This window comes from Leptolyngbya sp. 7M, assembly GCF_018128485.1.
This window is the reverse complement of the sequence record NZ_CP070897.1, coordinates 956979-977551: the sequence shown is the minus strand read 5'-3', so window position 1 is coordinate 977551 and position 20573 is coordinate 956979. Positions and strand designations below refer to the sequence as shown.

The window sequence follows — 20573 nt, the reverse complement described above, 5'->3', positions numbered from 1 at the left end:
CTTTAAGGTTGAACTTGCTGTTTCGGGTTCGTTTAAGCAAGACAAAATGATAAAATCCTTCATTGTTTAGGAGTTATTCGGAATGAATGTTGCGTCGGGAATTTTTAATGCTACCGGAAAGCTTTTATTCTTGGTGCTGTTGCTTGCTGCATTTCTTGGGGGAATGGCTGGCGTCGTCTATATGTCGTTGGCAGGAAGTGAGATAAAGGTCCCCGATCTCGTTGGTAAGGATTTTGTCGCGAGTGAAAAAGAACTTGCTGCATTGGGTTTGAAGATCAAGCGAAGAGCCGACCGGCCTAGTTCCGAGCCTATAAATACGGTGCTCGAACAGCTTCCACGACCCGGCGAAACTGTGAAGACTGGTCAATTGATATTGGTTGTTACAAGCAAAGCCGGAGTGGATGCAGACACGCCAAAATCCTTGATTGAAGACATTCAATCGGACGACACGGAAAAGATCGAGGAATTGATCTCTGATAAACCGAAAAGATCTAAGACGGCGACGAATTCAAACACGGCTAAAAAGACCGCCGATACACGCCGCGACGTAATAGCGAATTCGAGTACTTCATCAGATGCTCCGGCGAATAAATCAGAAGACGCTGATAAGCCAAAAACAGCTGATCAATCAAAACCGCAGGATACGGGAACTCAACCAGAGCGGAACAGGAATACTTCTACACGGCCAGGGGTGAATACACAGCCGCGGGATAGGAGTCCAGGAACTGGGGAACAGCGTCCGCCTACACGTCCTTGACCAGCGGACAACTGAATATAAACCATTGGCAACTAATAATTTGTTACCAGATCGCATGTTTGAGCTCGCACCTTCAATATTGTCTGCCGACTTTGCAAATTTAGAGGACGGCATCAGAAAAGTTGAAAGCGGCGGTGCCACGGTACTGCATGTGGACGTGATGGACGGGCATTTTGTTCCGAATATTACCATCGGATTGCCGGTCGTTCGATCGCTTCGGAAGGCGACATCATTGATAATTGACACACATTTGATGATCTCTGAGCCAGGGCGTTATGCCGCCCAATTTGTTGAGGCCGGAGCAGATATGGTGTCAATTCACGTCGAAGCTGATCCGCATCTTCATCGTACTCTCTCGGCGATACGTAATGCCGGAGCAAAAGCGGGTATTGCGATAAATCCTGCGACGCCGCTTTTCGCTCTTGAAGAGGCTCTGCCTTATGCCGATTTCGTACTGGTAATGTCCGTTAATCCGGGCTTCGGGGGCCAGGCATTCATTCCCACATCAATCGCAAAAGTACGGCGATTGAGAGAAATGATTCGAGAGCGTGGGCTTGAAACGAGGATCGAGATCGACGGAGGGATCGACGAACACAACGTTCTAGACGTTGTTGAGGCGGGAGCGGAGATCATTGTTGCCGGCTCAGCAATATTTGGGAAAAGCAATCCGGCGGAGGCGGTTCGAACGATGTTGAACAGAGCAACTGCCTGGGTGTGATATAGTCCAACGAGATCTAACTATGAAATTCCGATATTCAAGACTTCTTTCATCAATTTTTGTGCTGACTTTGGCGGCTTCTACCGGGTTTTCGCAGGTTCGGCCAGGAGATGGAACGCTCGCTCAGCGACTTGAGGTAATGAAACAGAAGCTGGAGACCGTAAGGCGTTCGGCTTCAAGCTCGATCTCTGTCCTGCGTGAAGAAGGGGAAGGTGATAAGGCGGCCCGCGACAATCCAGATTCGGCACTGAATCGACTTCGATCTATCGAGAAGGAAGCATCCGGTCTTCAATCTGAGGTTAATAATTTGCGCGGAAGGATAGACCGAGCGGAAAAATACGAAGCTTCGGACGTTGATCAACTCGAGCAGAGAGTCGCCGATCTTCAGTCGCGTGCTGAAAGAGTGTTGGTAGAGACTGCTGCTGCGCGTGCTAATCCGACCTCGACCGTTGGGCAGCCGCGTCAGCCAAAGAAGAAAAAGAAGTTCCTTGGGATCTTCGGTGGCGGTGGCACCGATGAATATGATGAATTGATCGGTTCGGTAAGTCCCGGACGGGATCGCGAATTATTTGTTGTTGCTACGCGAGAGATACGAAAGAAGAACTTTGATGTCGGACGTCTGCTTTTCCAAACAATAGTAACGACATATCCGGATTCGCCCTATCTTCCAATGTCTAAGCTGGCAATAGCTGATTCATTCTTTCTTGAAGGTTCGACCAGCGCCTTGATACAGGCTATCGCGGCCTATCAGGACTGGCTAACCTTCTTCCCAACGCATCCGTTGGCGGACCGTGTGGTAATGAAGATCGCGGAATCAGAAATGCGTCAGATCGGACTTCCGGATCGAGATGTAACGCGCGCGAAGCGGGCTGAGGTCCGCTTGAAGGCTCTTTTGCAGAACTATCCGAATTCGATCCTAAAGCCGGATGCCGAGAAACGGTTGATAGAAGTTCAGGATAACATCGGAATGCACAACCTTTTGATAGCGAATTACTATTACACACAGTCGGTAGGCCAAGGCAAAGGAGGCCTTAAAGGGGCACAATCGCGCTATCTAGAGATACTGGAAAAATATCCGAACTTCGGGAACATGGACGAAGCTTTATTCAAGCTTGCAAACACATATCTTGTCGAGGAAGAAACTGATCAGGCCGCGCGTTATTTTCAACGGATCGTGAGCGATTATCCGAATAGTGAGTATCTTGCCAAGTCCAAGGAGCAGCTCGGATTGATCGGTGCATCTATTCCGGAACCGAACCCGGAACGAATGAATGTGTTACCGCCGGAAAAAGAGAGTTTCTTCAGAAATTTCAGGAATCAGCTCTTCGGCATTTATCCGATGACGATCGATAAGGACGGTGTCCTTATGACAAGGAATTTCGACCGCGAAAAATTCGAATTGATCGATCAGATCATTGAGAACCAGGGTGATATCCTCGTCAATCAGATCCCGCAAGCCTTTACCACCGTCATATCACAGCGGCAGGCGCAGGTGCGTCCGAACACGGCACAGCCGCGAACAGACCCTGAACGTTAGGCTTGGGTTTAGGGTATAGATAAATGATAAAAAAGGCATTGGGAACTGTTCCCAATGCCTTTTTATCTTAAACCTCAGGGCCTTAGCGAGTTTTCGAACGGGGCTGTTCGATTCACTCTTTTTACATCTCCGGCGATGGGCTTGGCGATGGTTCTGGATTCCTCCGCTTCAATTGCGGGGCGTCGTTTGAACTGGATGAACCGCTTTCGTTACCTTGATCAGCTTCTGCCGGTTGTCTGCGTTTGAGTGTCGGCCTGCCATCACCTTCTTCTTCGACATCACCGACAATACCTGCTCGGGCATTAGTTAACCGCATCAGATGTGCCTTGACCCGCTGAAATTCGGACGATGTTATAACGTATTCTTCACGTTCAGGGAATCTTGCCACAAGCGAAAGGCTTGCGTCTCGGCGATCGATGGATTGTGGGTGTGTTGAAAAGATCTTCGCGAGAGTGCCCGGTTTTTTCCTATTCTTCTCATTTAATTTCTCAAACATCGTCGCCATCGCGGTCGGGTCATAACCAGCTGCGTAGAGATATTGAACGCCAAGCGTATCGGCCTCGCGCTCTGCATTTCGACTGAACTGCAGAAAACTAAGCAATTGTCCAAAGCCTCCGGCATTTTGCGCGACCGCACCGGCAATTCCGCCGCCAAAGATTATCGTTGCAAGAAGCCCATAATTGATCGCCTGAAGCTTCCCTTGGTTCTCCATCGCATGACGTGCGGCTACATGCGCGATCTCGTGGGCCATTACACCAGCAAGTTCGGCCTCATTATCAGCGGCAAGTATAAGCCCGCGATTAACGAAGAAAAAGCCGCCCGGAAGTGCGAATGCATTCACTTCATCGCTGTCAATAACCTTGATAGTAAAGGGGATCTTGGCATCGGAATGAAGCACAAGATTTTGTCCGACACGGTTGATGTATTCCGTAACGATCGGATCCGTGACCATTTTGGCCTGCTGCTCAACTTCCATCGCCAGCTGCCTTCCAATGGCTACTTCTTTCTCCTGCGACCCACCTAGCCATCCGAAAAGCTTATCAGTGCCGCTGTTTATCTTCCGTTTTCCGATCTGTGAAGGATCTTCCTTCACGGAAAGACTCTTTGACGGCTCAGGCGTTGGAGCCGTTTTAGGTTTTTTTGAAGATGATTCTTTCTTTGAGCTTTTATTGTTAGTTTGAGCGTATGCCGCCAGCGGGAAGAAAGAGAACGAACCAAAAAACATCGCAGCGACAAGCAATAAAGACGCCAAATCCTTTGCAAACCTTACGAACATTCAATCCTCCGTGAAAACTTAGATCCCCCTCTGATACGTAGTTACATAGTAATCGTTTGAGTGGAACGAATCAATGGATCTATGATGCACGATCCGGATCTTAAGTTGTTATAAGTTGTAAGGTGTAAAAACCGGTAAGGAATAACTTCCATTAACGGGATATCCAACAAGCCATATCATAACGTGAATTCCTTGAGCAAAAAAAGGGTTTATTTTGTTAACAATAATTGTTAAACTGTGTTTGGCGCGCATTGCCTGCCGATCCCTCATTCCAAAAGTAAATCTCAAGATCCCCTGTTTACCACTTTCACTGGCCAAAAATGAATCCGATTTCCGAAAAAGTAAAAGACATCGTCGAAGTCCTCAACTATAAGAGCATAAAAGACTTTGACTCTGATCCTCGCGAAACTTTAAGCAGCTATAGATTTACGGACATTACATCGACAATGATGGGCCGATGGCTTGACCGCATATCTATGGTTCACGCCCGCGGAAGTGCGGCATTTGCTCTAGCCGGCTACCGAGGGGTTGGTAAGAGCCACTTCCTGGCTGTGCTCGGAGCAATAGTTTCGCATACTGAGTTACGTGCGGCGGTTGCCGATCCACATGTTGCTGCCGGAGCACAAAGGCTTCTTAGACGTCATTATCCTGTGATATATGTGCGTCGTGGAACCGCGGACACATTGCTTGATGAATTCGCTTTTGCTGCGAAGGCCGCTTTCCCGAACAAAGAGTTTCGTTTTGACGGTACAATTGAGTCGATACTTACATTCATTGACGGCGCGATCGGCGATATGCCGGCGATAATCTTGGTTGATACGGCGTTCGAACGCGGCGTTCGGGTTTCACGCGATGACGGAGCTGTGTTAGCTAAATTAGCTCAGGCAACACGCGAGCGGAATATTTTTGTCGGGCTGGCACTCGATGATGATATTGCAGGTGCAGACGGCGTAAATGTAGATATTTCAAGAACATATGAGATCGATTATCTAGACCACGAACATCTTTATACCGTTGTAAATCGGTATGTTTTTCCAAAACATGCCAACAAACAGGATGTTCTTCACGACGTTTACGAGTATTTTAGAAGAGTTCTTCCAAATTTTCGGTGGAGCGAACAAAAGTTCGTTTCTTTATACCCTCTTCACCCGTCAATACTTGAAGTAGCTCCGTTCATTCGTCTCCATGTGCATGATTTCGCACTTCTCGGGTTTGCTTCTGAGGCTGGCCAGAGGGTTCTTGGCCGTCCGGCGATGTCACTTATTGCCTTGGATGAGGTTTTTGACAAAGTTGAACCGAGCCTGAGGGCCATCGGTGATCTTACCGAAGCGTTTGCAGCCTATGACAAACTGAATGCTGAGGTGGTTTCAAAGATACCCATAATCCAGCGGCTTCAGGCAAAGCTTATTTTAAAGGCCCTTCTTTTGCTGTCGCTTGATGGACGCGGAGCCTCGGCGGCGGAGATTGCCGAATCAATGTTGATATTCGATGAGGCGGACCCACCGAAAGCCATCCGTACCATCGAAGAGATCATATCGAAGTTCAATAAGGCATTACCCGACGAGATAAGGCAAGTGTCCGCCGAGGGCCGAGAGCAGAAGTTCGGTTTCCGGATGACAAGTAAGGATGAGCTGAACGTTGCCTTAGATAAGGCTGCGGCGGCCTGTCCGGAACGAGTGGTAGGAGAGGTTCTGGTCAAGCTTTTCCTTGACCGATATCCTGATGCCACCGCGCTGACCGAGGACGTAAATCAAAGATCTGTAGAGTGCATTGTTAAATGGCGGGGAAGTCTTCGTCGAGGGCGGATCAGCTTCATGTTCGAGGATCAGCCGGGAAATAAGTCATCAAAAAATGATCCGAGTATCGACTGGGGGCTTAAGGTCGAACTGTTCAATAATGAGGAAAGCTCATTAGGCGGCGGTTCAAATCATTCTGCGGAGACGCTTATCTGGCGGCCGGATGTTCTTTCGTTGTCGGAAAGAGACACGCTGAAGCGGTTTTTCATTCTGACGACTGACAACGCAATAAGAACCCAATTCTCCGATCAGATACATGCCCCGAGACAATCACACAGTGTGGCAGCCGCACGAATCTTGAAACGAAGTTTTCTTGATGATGGAAAACTTGTAATTAGCGGTTACGATTTCAATTTTTCTGATGATGCAAGGGAGTCGCAATCATTGACTGAACTCCTCTCTCTGATGCTTGAAACTCACTTTGAGACCAAATATCCAGACCATCCAGAGTTCGGTGCATTGATGGGAGCGTCGGAGACTAATAACTTGATCTCAGGTTTGTACGGAGGAAGCGAGACGCCTGGATTTGAAGATCTCGTACAGAATTTTGCCGTTCCACTTGGTCTGGTACGGAATGTTGAGGGGCGCTTTGAGCCGAATAGTTTTGAACAGCTTGTCCAGCTTCCATACATTGCGAATTTGATGAAGCTGGTAGAGAGTTCTGGCAATGCAACGATCGACCTGGTAAAAGCAGGTGAGACGCTCAGCTCTGAACCGTTTGGATTGGTACGAGAGGCTCAGCGATTAGCATTGACGGCCCTCGTATCAGCTAGAAAACTTGATTTCGTAACTTCAAAAGGTGATCGTATCAATCGGCGTTCGCTGGACCTTCGCATCATTTGGGACGACATTGTAGGTATCGCACGATCGGTCGAACGTTCGCTCACAAATGACCGCGTCAATGAATGGGCTTCAAGAATAGCTGTCGGTGAGACATTTAAGGCTCTTTCAGCTAAAGAAGATGCTACACGCTTTCGGAAGTCGCTGGAGAAATGGTATGGCGAATGGCGACGGGAAAGGATCATAGACAGATTCGAACTTCTGGCAGATGAGGTCTTTAACACGCGCATATGGCGGATCGGCTCAGCGGCGGCTAAAACATTCAACGCCTATGCTGATGTAGTATCCCAGACGATAGAGGGCGACGTAAATCCCGAAGAGTGTGTCGTAAGGATCGCAGCTATCTTTTCTGATTCGGACGAAGAATATGCCAGGCGGACGTCAGAGCTAGAAACGATCCGACATTTTGTAAAGGGCAGCGAGATACGCTCCCGTATTCTTTCTTATACTTCCCTCGCTCAGTACACATCAGATCCCGTTATTGAGGCTCTTAGGATCAAGACCATTGAAGCTGCGGAGCTTTGCATTGGCGATCCGTCTGAAGCCAGGAATCGGGAGGCAGGTTTGCTTTTTGAGAAGTTTAGGAAGGATTACGGGGCCCTGTTTACTACCCGGCACGATGAGGTAATTCGTTCCCATCATATACAGGAAAAGTTCGCATTACTTCAGTCCGGCAAAGATTGGGGTGCGTATGGGGCTTTGGCTGATGCGTCGGAAGCGCGTTTGCCAGCAAGTTTTGGCTTTGGATAGAACGTTTCCTGTTGCTGATCGTAGCTTCAGCTTGTGCGGTCGGGGAGTTCGTTATCGGTTTAATGTTGATGTCTGTTCGGGCTCAGATGGCCGGAAGGCCAATAGATGAATTGGCTATAGACGATCCGCTACGGGTACAATTCAACACTTTGCATGAGTATTCTGTTTGGGTATTGTTAGCGGGGATTGCGGCAGCTCTGATAGTCTTTTTCATTATTGCGAGCCGGAACTTTGTCCCCTCAAAGGATAGTGCCTCCAGCGATCCTTATAATTTTGAAAAAGAGTTTAAGATATAGAGTATATGGAACTTATCGAAAAGTTGCCTGAACTGAAACGTCGTTTCTCTTCCTGGAATGTAAACGAGGACCTTAAAGGATATCCTTTCGTCGAAAATGAACGAGCTCCATTCTCGCCGGCAAGGAGGGCCCTACCAATGCTTAACCTTGCTCTTATTTCCTCCGCGGGGGCTTACGTTGACGGCACTGATTCGTTCGACATCAGTTCAAAGGATGGTGACCTGGAATTTAGAGAATTCCCGAAAGAGATCGAACCGGGAGATATGAAGTATGCCGCAAAAGGCTATGATGTGCGGGCAATACGGGAAGATAGGAACGCGCAGATACCGATCGAGCGCTTGAATGAGTACGATGCAAACAATGTTATCGGCAGCCTGAACGACGTTTGGTGGAGCCTTAGTCCGTGGATACCGAATGCGGCCAGAGTTGCAGAAGAAATGGCACCAAAACTCGTCGAGCGCCTGCACCGATATGAGGTACAAGCAGCATTGCTGATCCCGGCCTCGCGGCTTTGTCACCAAACGCTCGGTATTCTAGCCCGGGCTATTGACGCAAGTGGGATACCTTCGATGTTGATCTCGGTCGATCGTTCGGTAACAGACATGGTGAGGGCTCCGCGAACGGCATACTACGACGGTGAGTTCGGCTCGGTAGCCGGGAAACCGAATTGGCGGGAATATCAGTTACGGGTTCTTGATGAATCGTCGCGCTGGATCGAGACATTTGACCAGCCCGGCTCAAGAAAACTTGCGGTCGATCTTGAGACCCAGATAGAAGCGGCTCGCGGCGAACGGTAAGGTCAAAGATTTTTGCGGTTATGAGTGAGAACGAATTTCTATTGGCTATTTTTGCTGGCGTCGGAATGCTGTTTGTTTTGATCGCTTTGCCGCTTGTCTATAGAAAGATCGGACCCAACAGCTTCTATGGAGTCAGGACAAATAAGACGCTCGCGGATAAGACCCTTTGGTACGAAGCCAACCATCGCTTTGGCAGAGATATGATGTTTGGCGGGATATGTATTGTTATCATCGTGGTTGCGACCACAGTGCTAGCAAAAAATTCGATCTCGCCAAGCGTTTTGGCGATCCTTCTTTTATTTGCCATGTTTGTGACCATCTTATTTGCAGTCATTCGCTGCCAAAGGTCCTGTCGCATATTCTAGTTCAAACGCCCAATTGCCATCTCCTGATCTCATCTAAAGGCAACACGATCATAAGTACGTTTAAGAAGAGATTGTCTTTTATCCACAGAAGCGTGATCAGCTCTATCGCAACGAAGAACCCAATGGAAAGAATCAAATGAACTGACCGTGCAAAAAAGAACCCAAGCCCACACGCCAAGATGTCCACAAATGAATTGATCACCGCATCGCCGATATAATCTGTAGAAGCCGTTACCATCCTGTATCGTTCGATAACAAAAGTGGAGTTCTCAACCAATTCCCAAGCGCACGCTAATGCAATGGCAAAAAAAAATTGCCGATTAAGCGGCAATTTTGGATCCGTCAGCATTATTAGCCAGTAACATAAGATACCGTGCAGTATATGCGTCAGAGTATATGGATCGATCGGATGCTGTGAGTTCTGCCTGCTCCACACCTCTGCCGACAAAGGCCAGTAGATATTGGTCTCACCCCACGTATCGCCGCCCGATAGCACAAGCCACAAGATCGTCAGCAATAACAAGATCAAAGAGAATGACCAGCCGTTAAAAAGCCTATCTCGAATGCCTTGATCGCTGCTGAATGTAAGTTTAGTCTGAAGAGCTTCATCCATAGCGAAATGTTTCTACCTCGCTATGATTCTTTATGCTGTCAAGTATTCGAACAACTTTTTACGGCATCTTTTCAGGCAGGTTTAACGTGAGATCATAATTTAATTTAGATTTAAGGTAAAGGGGCCATCTGCCATTGCTTTATACCATCAAGCGGGTAAATAAGCATTACGATGTTGAGAAGCAGGCTGTCCCTGATCCACCAAAGCAGAACGAGTTCGGTTAGAAAGAAAAACACAAGCGAACGCCACCATCCGAACTTCACGGCAACCCAAAAGCCCAGGGCACAGGCTATCAGATCGCCGATAGAATTTGAGATCGAATCACCGAAATAATCCAGTGATGCAGTATTCTCGCGATATTTTTCGATGATAAAGTTGGTATTTTCAAGCACTTCCCACGCGGCCTCCACGATGATCGCTATCAGGAAACGCCACTCGATCACAAGCTTGGCGAATAATATACCGGTCAGCCAGAAGAACAGCACTCCATGCAGAACATGGGTGAAAGTATAAGGATCGAATAGATGCTGAGACGTGTGGCTGCTGTTCCAAGCTTCGTTAACATAGATTGCCCGATCGCTGAGTTTGCACCACCAAACGCGTCCAAGCCACCAAAGCACCGCGATCATCAGTGCACCAGTGATAGCGCTTAGGGCGATAGGTATCGGATCGATCCGAACTTTAGGACTCTCTTCCTGCAGCATATTTTGCAATTGTTAACAACCGTCTTCGGACCGATCGAGTGGTGGTGAAGCAGGCACGCCAGGCTGATCTTCAGGTCTGTTTTTTGCTAGGTGATACTATTCCGTGGAGATCTCGCCCTCGCCGTGAAGTGCGGCATTCAGCGTATGCCAGCTAAGCGATGCGCATTTTACGCGAGCAGGAAACTCAAGGACGCCCGCAAAGATCCTGAGTTTTCCTAGATGATTCTCCTGAGATCCTACATCAAGGCCGCCCGTGACCATTCTGTGGAACTCTTCGAATAGCTGTTCCGCTTCTTTTATTGTCTTTCCCCGGACGGATTGCGTCATCATCGAGGCCGACGCCTTTGAGATCGCGCATCCGGAACCTTTGAAGGCAACATCGGCCACGCGATCTCCGTCCATCTTCACATACACGCGCAAGGCATCTCCGCAAAGTGGGTTGTTGCCATCCGCCAATTTGTCCGCATCCTCGATCTCACGAAAATTCCGCGGATTTTTGTTGTGTTCCAGGATGGTCTCCTGGTAAAGCTCATTCAATTCCGACATACTCAGATCTAAAGACTTATTCTTTCCATCTATGCGAATACCTCTATTACTTTCTGCACGGCATCGACAAGTTTATCAACCTCTTCGCGTGTGTTGTAGAACGCAAAGGAAGCACGAGCGGTAGCCGGAACATCGAAAAACTGCATTACGGGCTGTGCGCAATGATGACCTGCTCGGACTGCAATTCCTTGTTGGTCGAGAATAGTTCCGATGTCGTGCGGATGAATGCCTTCAATAGTGAATGAAAGCACGCTTGCCTTATGCGCGGCATTTCCAATTATCGTTACTTCAGGAATATCACCCAGCCTTTCTGTGGCATATTCCAGCAACTCGTGTTCATATCTCGCGGCGGCTTCGAAATCGATGGAGTTCAGATAATCGATCGCCGCACCAAGTCCAATGCCCGCAGCTATCGCCGGAGTTCCGGCCTCGAACTTCGCGGGTAGCGGTGCATAGGTCGTCTTTTCAAAACTAACAGTTCGTATCTGGCTTCCGCCGGTTTGATAAGGCGGCATTTTATCGAGCCATTCTCGTTTGCCGTAAACCACGCCGCTGCCGGTCGGTGCAAACATCTTGTGGCCGGAAAACACGAAGAAATCGGCATCAAGATCCTGAACGTCGACTGGAAAATGTGGCACGCTTTGCGCGGCATCGACGCACACCGGCACGCCGAATTTATGTGCGGTCGCGATCATTTCCTTGACCGGGTTGACCGTTCCAAGCGCATTCGAAACATGCCCGACCGCAACGATCTTTGTCCGCTCGTTCAGCAGCTTGTCGTACTCCTCGATGACAAGCTCGCCTCGTTCATTCATCGGGATCACGCGAAGAACTGCCTTTCGTTCTTCGGCAACGACCTGCCAAGGAATGATGTTCGAATGGTGCTCCATCTGCGAGACAAGTATCTCGTCACCTTCATTGATAAAGCCTTTCCCGTAAGATTGCGCAACCAGGTTAATGCCCTCGGTCGTGCCTCGAACGAAGATGCAGCAATTAACATCAGGCGCGCTGATAAAGCGTTTTACCTTTTCACGTGCGGCTTCGTATGCGGTGGTCGCGTGCTGTGAAAGATAATGAACTCCTCGGTGAATATTCGAATGTTCTTCCGCCAGGTATTTCGACGTTCGGTCGATGACGGCCTGCGGCACCTGCGATGACGCCGCATTATCCAAATATACCAACGGCTTTCCATTCACCTCAGTTTGAAGTATAGGAAAATCCGCTCTGATCTTTTCTGCGTCCCAAGTACTCATCATTCTTAAAGCCTTCATTTTAGATCTCCGTCCCCAATCGGTTTAGCACTATACTGTCCAGGTCCGCCTTTATTGCTTCGACACCGATCTTGTTAATGATCTCCTCGGCAAAGCCGTATGTCAGCAGGTTGCGAGCGAGCGTTCCGGGCAGGCCGCGGGTGAGTAGATAGAACAGCTCTTCTTCCTCAAGTTGGCCGACCGTAGCACCGTGCGAGCATTTAACGTCGTCGTTAAATATCTCAAGCTGCGGCTTTGTATCGACTCGGGCTTCGTTTGAAAGCAGCAAGTTCTTGTTTTGCTGCTGCGCATCAGTACCGTGAGCTCCTTCGCGGACGAACACTTTGCCATTGAAAACGCCCCGCGAATTACCGTCAAGCACGCCTTTGTATGTCTGATACGAATTACAGTTCGGCACCTTATGATCGATCGAGGAATGCGTATCGTGATGCTGTCGGCCATTGAGCATATAAAGTCCGTCGATCCATGCTTCACCGCCTTCTTTTGTGAACTTTACTTCGACATCGTGGCGCGATATAGCCCCTCCGAGATTGATATTTGTAGAATCATAAAGCCCGACTGCTAGCGATACTTCCGTTACGCCGTAGCTAAACGCGGTGTCCGCATCCTTCTGCACACGATAGTGTGTAAGATGCGCATTGTCCTCGACGAAGACCTGTATTGCCGTATTTGTAAAGCTGTTATGACCGCCAGAGTAAGACTCAACGATACTTGCCTTACTGCCAGATTCGGCAATAAGGATGATGTGTGGAAAGATCGCAGTTCCCTCATCGGCAGCGAAGTTTAATGTAATCGGCTTATCAACAACTGTGTCTTTCTTGATCCTCAAGACCGCAAGATCAGCAAACGCAAGATTTAATGCCGTAAACCCGTTACGCTCAAAATTGAAACGCCGCAGATCGTTGATATTCAGTTGAGCCGGAAGATTAGAACGCCCACTATCAACCGTCCATCGTGCGTTTGCTATCGACGAAACGTTCGTATACTTCCAATCCTCGTTCCGAGGGGTTGGAAAGCCCTTAAAGGTGAAGATCTCAAACGCCTCTTCTCGCAACTTCTTTAACGCTACATCCGTCTCGGATATAATTCGTTTCTTAAACTCTTCCGCAAAATTTGTCTGCATTACGGCCGTAGATAAAACCATCTTTAAAGTACCTTTACTAAACTAAACCTATTGTCCGCCTTGATCGTCTGGGACGGATCCAACAAGAGGTCTTTCGTGATCCTTAATTTCACTTCGTTCTCCGTTCGCGGTCTCTGATCATCAACCAGCGGCGACCGAGCGTAGTCAAAAAGAAAATCATGCCGTGTCAAAATGTATTGCACACCCATTGCCGCGGCTTTTGCTTTCAATTCTTCAGCGGAACGCGATTCCCAGACCATCTGACGCAGTGTCCAGTCTTCAAATAGGTAGTCTGAAAAATATGGACGGTCTAGGTTGTAGGTATCCCGTCGCATATTTATAAGCCATACCTTTGCTGCGGGGGCAGTCTCCGTGTTAAGCCATTGATAGTACGGATAGTAATCGATATTCCGTGTGAGAAATTGGTCACGGCTTTCGCCGCCAAGAATCACGCGAAGCGGTGCTTTTTGCAGAAACCACGCCGCGCCGGTCAATAACGCCGCCAAGCCTGCCGCCACAAAAGCATATGATCCAACCTTCCGGATAGTGCCTTTTCCACTGTCAAGCCCCTGAAATGCCGCTGCGATGCTGATAGCAAGAATTGGCAAGATAGGTAATAAATACCGCAGCTGCTGGCTTGAGAATAACCAGAAAAGGAACATTATTCCCGCAATCCCCGCACCTATCTTTGCCTCGACGGGCAGATCAACTTTCCACAGAGCTAACAAAAGGACCGGCAAACCGATCAAAAATGCTACACCCAGCACACCATCAAAATATATGGCGATCTCGGGCTGCGCATTTACCGACAAATTCCACGGAGCAATCACATAGTCAAACGGGGTTTTGTTGATACCGCCATACTGCGAATTCATTGCCTGGAACAGATTCGACCTTTCTACGTCCCAGCCAACAGCCTTGCCGGGCCAGATGCTCATATAAAAAGGAAATATCGGGCTCCCTGTTTTGACCCACGTCCGCAGATACCATGGCGAGGCAACGATGCCTGCCGCCAAGAGTGCGGCAAAACCATATCCCGCGATCTTCAACGACCTATCGGGATCATTATTCTGAGCTTTCCTGGTACGCAGCAAGATGACCAGTGCGAATGCCGCGATAACGAAGAGCGTCGTGAGCTTTGCGGACAAAGCCGCACCCAAAAAGATGGCAACAAAGATAAGCCAACCGGTCTCAGGCTCTTTCCACCACCGCGTTAGTGAATAGATCGCGAGCGTGATGAAGAGCCCAAGAGCGACGTCAATGTATGCGCTTGAAGCTACGTGATATGCGGTTGGAACCGTCGCGACCATTAGTACCGATATCAAGGCCCAGCGTCGATCGATCCCGATCTCTCGTGCAAAACCGAAGATCGTAGCCAAAAGCAGTGGAAAGAATATCCAGATTACAGAGGCTCCCGCTGCCTCGCCCGCACGCTGACTGAAAATATTTCCGAGAAGCATTGCCCACACGGTTTGCATTTCAGTCCCAAGTGCCAGATAGCTTGCAATGTTACCTTCAACGAATGCATTGCTGGCCTGTGTTATAAACGCTTTCGGCAACGCAAAATGATAAAGCAGTGCGTCCTTCGCCGTCGGCGGCGCAAGCGACGCAGCGAACGAAAGCAAAATAGGAAAGGCAATAAGAAACAAGATCGCTTTATCAAATAAACTCGCAGAAACGGGTACGCGGCTTTCTTCTTTTGCTTCACGAAGCCGTCGGAGGCCTATCAGCGTCAAAACAAATCCGAATAACAACGAAATAAGTGCACTCGCAGTGCCGTAAAGCCCAAGAAGCCCCAACACGAACCAGATCAGCGACCATGCAGCCGCCCCAACAGCAGTTTTTATCGCGAATTCAAGAACATGGGAATGGTCATCAGCGCGTGAGACACTAATGAACTTCGTGAGGATGCCGCCTAAACCGAACCATGATGCCGCGACCAAGGCCGCAACAACCGCACCGATCAAACTGTCAAAGATCCCGTAACCAAATATTGGCCCGCCGTTAAGTCGCGGAAACAAGGAAGCGATCCGCCCGACGTCCTCACTCCTATTCGCAATAAACGCAACAAGCAAAACTACCGCCCACAATGCGATCAGCAAGCCGGGAAGTGCGGTCCCAACTGAATTGGTTTCACCTTTGCTCAATTCCTTCAATCTCGTTCCGCCTCAGCCAATATCTTCGCTAGATCTGGCACGATCGGCATTGGCTTAATTGGGCTAACGTTCGCTCCGCCAGTGTTTCCTTTTGGATAGATCCCAAACGGCGTTTTCGTCGCAGCACCGCCAATGCGCAATACTTGGCCCGCGATCTCCTTCGCATCCCGTTCACGAATTCCGTGTTTCAGCATCAGCCAATGAATACGCGTATGATGATAGGTGCTCGATTGGCCAAGCACGTGAGCACGCTCTAAATGCCGGAACGCCCCCGCCGCATCACCCGCCGCCGCAAGTTTTTCAGCCTCTGCGATCTCGTTTTCGATATGCTTTTCAATGAGCTGGTTCATTTCAGTTCGTGGCTCCCTTCACCCAGTCGTAGCCTTTTTCTTCCAGTTCAAGTGCAAGCTCTTTTCCACCCTCTTTCACGATGCGACCGTTGGCAAGAACGTGAACCATATCCGGAACTATAAAATTAAGAAGTCGCTGATAATGTGTTACCAAAATGATCCCGTTCTCATTCGAGCGCAGCTTGTTCACGCCCTCTGCGACTATGCGAAGGGCATCGATGTCGAGGCCGGAATCGGTTTCGTCGAGGATCGCGAGCTTTGGTTCGAGCACCGCCATCTGCAAGATCTCGTTCCGCTTTTTCTCTCCGCCGGAAAAGCCCTCATTGACCGAACGCTTGAAAAACTGCGGGTCCATATCGACGATCTTCGCTTTCTCTTTCAAGTAATCATTGAATTCAAGAGGGTCGAGTTCCTCCAAGCCGAGATGTTTCATCTTCTCGTTGTAGGCGAGCCGTAGAAACTGCGAATTCGATACCCCCGGCACCTCGACCGGATACTGAAACGCCATAAAGACGCCTTCGCGGGCGCGTTCATCGGGCTCCATCTCGAGTAGGTTCTTGCCGTCGTAGATCACCTCACCCGACATCACCTCATACGACGGATGCCCGGCCAGCACTTTCGACAACGTCGATTTGCCCGAGCCGTTCGGTCCCATTATGGCGTGGACCTCGCCCTTCTTAACCTGAAGGTTCAATCCCTTCAATATTTCTTTACCGTCAATGCCTGCATGCAGGTCTTTTACTTCTAAAAGCATATATTTCGTTAGTTTGTGGGATTAAGCCTCCGGAGTAACTGCTTTCTTGGGAGATTCTCAAGATCCGCACGATTCTGAACGTATTGTTCGATTAACCCACGTCCGCACAAACCAGCATTCTTATGGCAAGGAGATTCCGATCGTTTAACTAACGGCGAATTCCCAATGTGCTGGCTCTCACGCTTAGAATAGATCTCACTCACCCTCCCACATTTAGGGCACACTCCACTTCTCATACTTCGACACTGGCTCAGAATGATGTCCGTGCAACCTAAAGATCGCCTCGTTTGAGAATGCACAGACCCTGGCAATTCACAAGCTCATTTCGCGACGGTGACCTCCTGGGTCTCAATAAATCGTTTTTCTCGCTCGTCTCGGCGCCACGAAAGCCAACCGCGAAGATGCATTATCAAGAAGATCGAACTCCCGATGATAACCGCCGGGCTGCCCGTCAGAAAACCAAATGTTATCCAACTGGCGCTAGCCATCATAAAGACAAGAAAACCTAGCTTATTTTTGTTGCCGAGCAGAAAAACACCTGTCAACCCGCACGCGGTCGCCAACCAATCGATGCCGTAATATTGAAGGAGATTCATTTCTTGTCTTGCACCTTCTCGCCGGGTTTATCTGCTTTCACAATTGCCACGACCTCGATCTCGATCCGCGCATCGCGCGGCAGCCGGGCCACCTGCACCGTAGAACGGGCCGGGAATGGTGCCTTGAAATGCTTTGAATAGATCTCGTTCATCTTGGCGAAATCGTTCATATCGGCAAGAAAAACGGTCGCCTTTACCACGCCTTCCATCGAACTCCCTGAAGCCTTCAGGACCGCCGCGATGTTCTTAAGCACCTGATCGGTCTGGGCCTCAAATCCTTCTACAAGCGACCCTGTCTTGGGGTCTGTTCCGATCTGCCCCGCCGCAAATACGAATCCGTTCGCAATTATCGCCTGCGAATACGGCGCTCCGGCGACCTTCGGCGCATCAGGCGACTCGACACTACGTTTCACCGGCGATTGAGCGTTTGCAATACTCGCCAAAGCGATCAAAAGAATTACAAAAATACCAAATTTCATCTTCTGTACCCTCTGTGCTTTCTGTGATTAACCTTCTTTTACCGCCGCGATCGCCTGTATCTCGATCTTCGTACCAAAATGCAGATCTTTGACCGGCACGATCGCCCTCGCCGGTCGGTGCTCGCCCATGATCTCGGCGTATTTCTTATTCACCGCATCCCATAATTCCATGTCCGAAACATAGATCGTCATCTGAAGCACTTGCGATAGACTACTGCCTGCCGCTTTGAGAACGTGTTCAACATTCCTCAATGCCAGCTCCGTCTGCTCGCCAATATCACCCGTAAACGGCTCCCGCGTATCGAGCGACATCGGCAGCTGCCCCGACACAAATATCAATCCGCCATGTTCAACACCCGGACTGTAATGGCCTTTTGGTTTCGGTTGGTCTGGCGGTTGAATTGTCCTCATTTATCTATGCATACTGGCTATGTAGCGCCAATTGACTTATCCGACCGAGCCTTCAAGCTTTAGGCCTAACAACTTCTGAGCCTCAACGGCATATTCCATCGGCAGTTCGCGAAAGACCTCTTTGCAGAAACCGTTGATGATCAGCGAAACCGCGTCTTCCTGCGACAGCCCACGCTGCTGAAGGTAGAAAAGCTGCTCCTCTGATATTTTCGATGTGGTCGCCTCGTGTTCTACTCGGGCGGTATTGTTCATCACCTCGATATAGGGGAAGGTATTCGCCTCGCAGCGTCCGCCGATCAGCATCGAATCGCACTGAGTATAATTGCGTGCTCCTTCGGCCTTCGGCATCACTTTGACCAACCCGCGATATGAGTTGTTCGAACGGCCAGCCGATATGCCTTTTGAGACGATGGTTGATTTGGTGTTCTTACCCAAATGGATCATCTTCGTTCCTGTGTCAGCGATCTGTGCGTTGTTGGTAAGAGCGACGGAGTAGAATTCGCCGATCGAATTGTCGCCCTGCAGTATCACGCTTGGATATTTCCACGTGATCGCACTGCCGGTCTCGACCTGCGTCCACGATATCTTCGAATTCACGCCGCGACAGGCACCGCGTTTCGTTACAAAGTTATAAATGCCGCCTTTGCCCGTTTCGTCGCCGGCGTACCAGTTCTGCACGGTCGAGTATTTGATCTCGGCGTTGTCCAGAGCGACAAGCTCAACAACTGCCGCGTGAAGCTGATTCGTATCGAACTGCGGTGCCGTGCAGCCTTCGTTGTAGGCGACATAACCGCCTTCTTCTGCAACGATCAGCGTTCGCTCGAATTGTCCCGATTCTTGGGTATTGATGCGGAAATACGTCGAGAGTTCCATCGGGCAGCGGACTCCTTTCGGTATAAAGACGAACGAACCGTCGGAAAATACAGCCGAGTTCAGGGCGGCGTAATAATTGTCGCCGACGGGTACGACCGATCCGAGATATTTTTGGATCAACTCTGGATATTCCTCGACGGCCTCGGTGAACGAGCAAAATATAACGCCTGCCTCTTTCAGTTTTTCCTTGTATCGCTTGGCCAGCTCCAGCTGGAGGATCGCGATTACCGCTCGATGACACGAACTGTGATGGATTGGGCTGATGACGTGTGCGAAGGGCGTATAGTTTCTTGTCTTGAAGGCGGATACAATTTAGCGACACTCGGCGAGACCGTACACGGCCATGTTGAAGAACTTGCGATGGGATAGCGTTTTTCAGAACTCTCGCTGTGTGGTATCATCGCTTGCATCCTCAACCGAAATTTGTTGTTAGGAGTTGCTGATATGCCGGATATAGAAACAACCTGCGTTCAGTGTAAGGAAATGTTCCTGTTCACCGAAAAGGAACAGGAAATGTTCTACCAGCGCAATATGCCTCCGCCGCAGCGGTGTCCTAAATGCAGGTCGAAAAAAGCGGCGATCGGAGAAGATGCCCCAAAACGATTTGAGATAGTTTGTGACAATTGCGGAAAGCATGACCAAGTCCCGTTTCAACCAAAAGTAGGGCGAACGGTGCTTTGTCGCGAATGTCACGAGGCGAGCAGATCCAGAGCACGCTACGCATAGACCATACCTAGATCAGATACAGCAAGAGGAAACCCCGATGAGTTTTGAAACAGTTAACTACGTCTTGAACGGAACAGTCGCGACGATCACGATGAACCGCCCAGATGCGCTTAACGCTCTGTCTATGCAGATGGGTAACGACCTTAGAAGCGCTATCCAGAAAGCCGCAGCCGAAGGCGTGAGGGCGGTCGTCCTTACTGGTGCTGGACGCGCGTTCTCATCCGGCGGTGACCTGAAAGAGATGCAGGAGATGGGTGAGGCCGAGGGCCGCATTGAAGCATTTCTTGACTCGCCGCTGAAATCGCTTCACGGTTTGATCCGTCTGATCCGCGAGACGCCTATTCCTTTTATCGCAGCTGTTAACGGCATTTGCGCAGGCGCTGGTGTTAATCTTGCCCTAGCGTGCGATATTGTCATCGCGTCTGATGACGCAGCATTTCGCGAAGCCTTCGTCCGCATAGGTTTGACCCCTGATTGCGGCGGCACATTTTTCCTCCCCCGTGCGATAGGCGAAAAGCTCGCTGCGGAGCTTCTGATGACAGGCGACTCGATCTCATCGGAAAGAGCGGCCCAGATCGGAATGATCAATAGGGTGGTTCCAGCGGCCAGTCTGATGAGTGAGTCAGCCAAACTTGCAGTAAAACTGGCGATGGGTCCGACAGGTTCCATCGGACGTATCAAACGGATGTTGAACGCCTCGTTTTCAAATGACCTAACCGCACAGCTTGTCCTTGAAGCTGAGTGTCAGATCAAATCCGGACAATCATCTGATTTCAAAGAGGGCCTCGCGGCCTTCTTCGACAAACGCCCGCCGGTATTCACTGGAAAATAGAGCTAAA

At 49.5% G+C, this 20573-nt stretch carries 22 protein-coding genes and 1 pseudogene; 10 read left to right on the top strand and 13 right to left on the bottom strand.

Annotation, left to right across the window (positions count from 1 at the left end; all coding sequences use genetic code 11):
• Positions 1-82: 82 nt before the first annotated feature.
• From JVX88_RS04655 to bamD, 3 genes are read left to right on the top strand one after another with little or no spacing between them, the layout of a single operon-like run.
• Positions 83-757, top strand: coding sequence for a PASTA domain-containing protein (locus JVX88_RS04655; protein ID WP_211626167.1), 675 nt, complete (start codon positions 83-85; stop codon positions 755-757).
• A 55-nt stretch (positions 758-812) separates the two neighbouring features.
• Positions 813-1475 carry a ribulose-phosphate 3-epimerase gene (rpe, locus tag JVX88_RS04650; protein WP_211626166.1) on the top strand — a complete coding sequence of 221 codons (663 nt, stop codon included), beginning with the start codon at positions 813-815 and terminating at the stop codon, positions 1473-1475.
• A gap of 22 nt (positions 1476-1497) precedes the next feature.
• On the top strand, positions 1498-3012 hold the full coding sequence (gene bamD / locus JVX88_RS04645; RefSeq protein ID WP_211626165.1) for an outer membrane protein assembly factor BamD: 1515 nt from the start codon (positions 1498-1500) through the stop codon (positions 3010-3012).
• Between the two features lie 121 nt (positions 3013-3133).
• Here bamD and JVX88_RS04640 read toward each other — a convergent pair whose 3' ends face one another.
• Positions 3134-4288 carry a M48 family metallopeptidase gene (locus tag JVX88_RS04640; protein ID WP_211626164.1) on the bottom strand — a complete coding sequence of 385 codons (1155 nt, stop codon included), beginning with the start codon at positions 4286-4288 and terminating at the stop codon, positions 3134-3136.
• A gap of 320 nt (positions 4289-4608) precedes the next feature.
• Here JVX88_RS04640 and JVX88_RS04635 point away from each other — a divergent pair, with 320 nt between their 5' ends.
• The 4 genes from JVX88_RS04635 to JVX88_RS04620 are packed head-to-tail and all read left to right on the top strand — an operon-like array spanning position 4609 to position 9132.
• Positions 4609-7674: a hypothetical protein gene (locus JVX88_RS04635; RefSeq protein WP_211626163.1), complete on the top strand. Its 3066-nt coding sequence runs from the start codon at positions 4609-4611 to the stop codon at positions 7672-7674.
• Positions 7675-7685: 11 nt separating this feature from the next.
• Positions 7686-7970, top strand: a complete 285-nt coding sequence (locus JVX88_RS04630) for a hypothetical protein (protein WP_211626161.1) — start codon at positions 7686-7688, stop codon at positions 7968-7970.
• A gap of 5 nt (positions 7971-7975) precedes the next feature.
• Positions 7976-8767 carry a glycine/sarcosine/betaine reductase selenoprotein B family protein gene (locus JVX88_RS04625; RefSeq protein ID WP_211626159.1) on the top strand — a complete coding sequence of 264 codons (792 nt, stop codon included), beginning with the start codon at positions 7976-7978 and terminating at the stop codon, positions 8765-8767.
• A gap of 20 nt (positions 8768-8787) precedes the next feature.
• Positions 8788-9132, top strand: coding sequence for an SdpI family protein (locus JVX88_RS04620; RefSeq protein ID WP_211626157.1), 345 nt, complete (start codon positions 8788-8790; stop codon positions 9130-9132).
• Between the two features lies 1 nt (position 9133).
• Here the strand turns inward: JVX88_RS04620 and JVX88_RS04615 are convergent, their stop codons facing one another.
• The 12 genes and pseudogenes from JVX88_RS04615 to sufB form a co-directional block, all read right to left on the bottom strand.
• Positions 9134-9745, bottom strand: a complete 612-nt coding sequence (locus JVX88_RS04615; RefSeq protein WP_211626155.1) for a DUF2585 family protein — start codon at positions 9743-9745, stop codon at positions 9134-9136.
• 110 nt (positions 9746-9855) lie between these two features.
• Complete coding sequence (locus JVX88_RS04610) at positions 9856-10449, bottom strand: DUF2585 family protein (RefSeq protein ID WP_211626154.1); 594 nt, start codon at positions 10447-10449, stop codon at positions 9856-9858.
• A gap of 96 nt (positions 10450-10545) precedes the next feature.
• On the bottom strand, positions 10546-10995 hold the full coding sequence (gene sufU, locus JVX88_RS04605) for a Fe-S cluster assembly sulfur transfer protein SufU (protein ID WP_211626152.1): 450 nt from the start codon (positions 10993-10995) through the stop codon (positions 10546-10548).
• A 29-nt stretch (positions 10996-11024) separates the two neighbouring features.
• Positions 11025-12251, bottom strand: a complete 1227-nt coding sequence (locus JVX88_RS04600; RefSeq protein WP_263975566.1) for a SufS family cysteine desulfurase — start codon at positions 12249-12251, stop codon at positions 11025-11027.
• Positions 12252-12267: 16 nt separating this feature from the next.
• The gene (sufD, locus tag JVX88_RS04595; protein ID WP_211626150.1) at positions 12268-13410 is read right to left on the bottom strand and encodes a Fe-S cluster assembly protein SufD; all 1143 of its coding nucleotides are present in this window, start codon (positions 13408-13410) and stop codon (positions 12268-12270) included.
• A 2-nt stretch (positions 13411-13412) separates the two neighbouring features.
• Positions 13413-15536 (bottom strand): ArnT family glycosyltransferase, encoded by a 2124-nt coding sequence (locus tag JVX88_RS04590; protein ID WP_211626148.1) that lies wholly within the window; start codon positions 15534-15536, stop codon positions 13413-13415.
• 5 nt (positions 15537-15541) lie between these two features.
• Complete coding sequence (locus tag JVX88_RS04585) at positions 15542-15895, bottom strand: DUF3703 domain-containing protein (protein WP_211626146.1); 354 nt, start codon at positions 15893-15895, stop codon at positions 15542-15544.
• A gap of 1 nt (position 15896) precedes the next feature.
• Positions 15897-16649 carry a Fe-S cluster assembly ATPase SufC gene (gene sufC, locus JVX88_RS04580; RefSeq protein WP_211626144.1) on the bottom strand — a complete coding sequence of 251 codons (753 nt, stop codon included), beginning with the start codon at positions 16647-16649 and terminating at the stop codon, positions 15897-15899.
• 320 nt (positions 16650-16969) lie between these two features.
• The gene (locus JVX88_RS04575; RefSeq protein ID WP_211626142.1) at positions 16970-17245 is read right to left on the bottom strand and encodes a nicotinamide mononucleotide transporter; all 276 of its coding nucleotides are present in this window, start codon (positions 17243-17245) and stop codon (positions 16970-16972) included.
• Positions 17242-17724, bottom strand: coding sequence for a RidA family protein (locus JVX88_RS04570; RefSeq protein WP_211626140.1), 483 nt, complete (start codon positions 17722-17724; stop codon positions 17242-17244). The genes JVX88_RS04575 and JVX88_RS04570 overlap by 4 nt, the downstream gene beginning before the upstream one ends.
• Before the next feature lie 27 nt (positions 17725-17751).
• Positions 17752-18135 (bottom strand): RidA family protein, encoded by a 384-nt coding sequence (locus JVX88_RS04565; protein WP_211626138.1) that lies wholly within the window; start codon positions 18133-18135, stop codon positions 17752-17754.
• Between the two features lie 36 nt (positions 18136-18171).
• Positions 18172-19239 (bottom strand): annotated as a pseudogene (sufB, locus tag JVX88_RS04560) (Fe-S cluster assembly protein SufB); the annotation flags it as partial.
• A 3-nt stretch (positions 19240-19242) separates the two neighbouring features.
• Here sufB and JVX88_RS42945 point away from each other — a divergent pair.
• From JVX88_RS42945 to JVX88_RS04545, 3 genes are all read left to right on the top strand, one after another.
• Positions 19243-19377 carry a hypothetical protein gene (locus tag JVX88_RS42945; protein ID WP_317134656.1) on the top strand — a complete coding sequence of 45 codons (135 nt, stop codon included), beginning with the start codon at positions 19243-19245 and terminating at the stop codon, positions 19375-19377.
• Between the two features lie 75 nt (positions 19378-19452).
• Entirely contained in the window at positions 19453-19734 is a 282-nt protein-coding gene (locus JVX88_RS04550; RefSeq protein ID WP_211626134.1) for a CxxC-x17-CxxC domain-containing protein, read from the top strand.
• Between the two features lie 37 nt (positions 19735-19771).
• The gene (locus JVX88_RS04545; protein ID WP_211626132.1) at positions 19772-20566 is read left to right on the top strand and encodes an enoyl-CoA hydratase-related protein; all 795 of its coding nucleotides are present in this window, start codon (positions 19772-19774) and stop codon (positions 20564-20566) included.
• Positions 20567-20573: the final 7 nt, after the last annotated feature.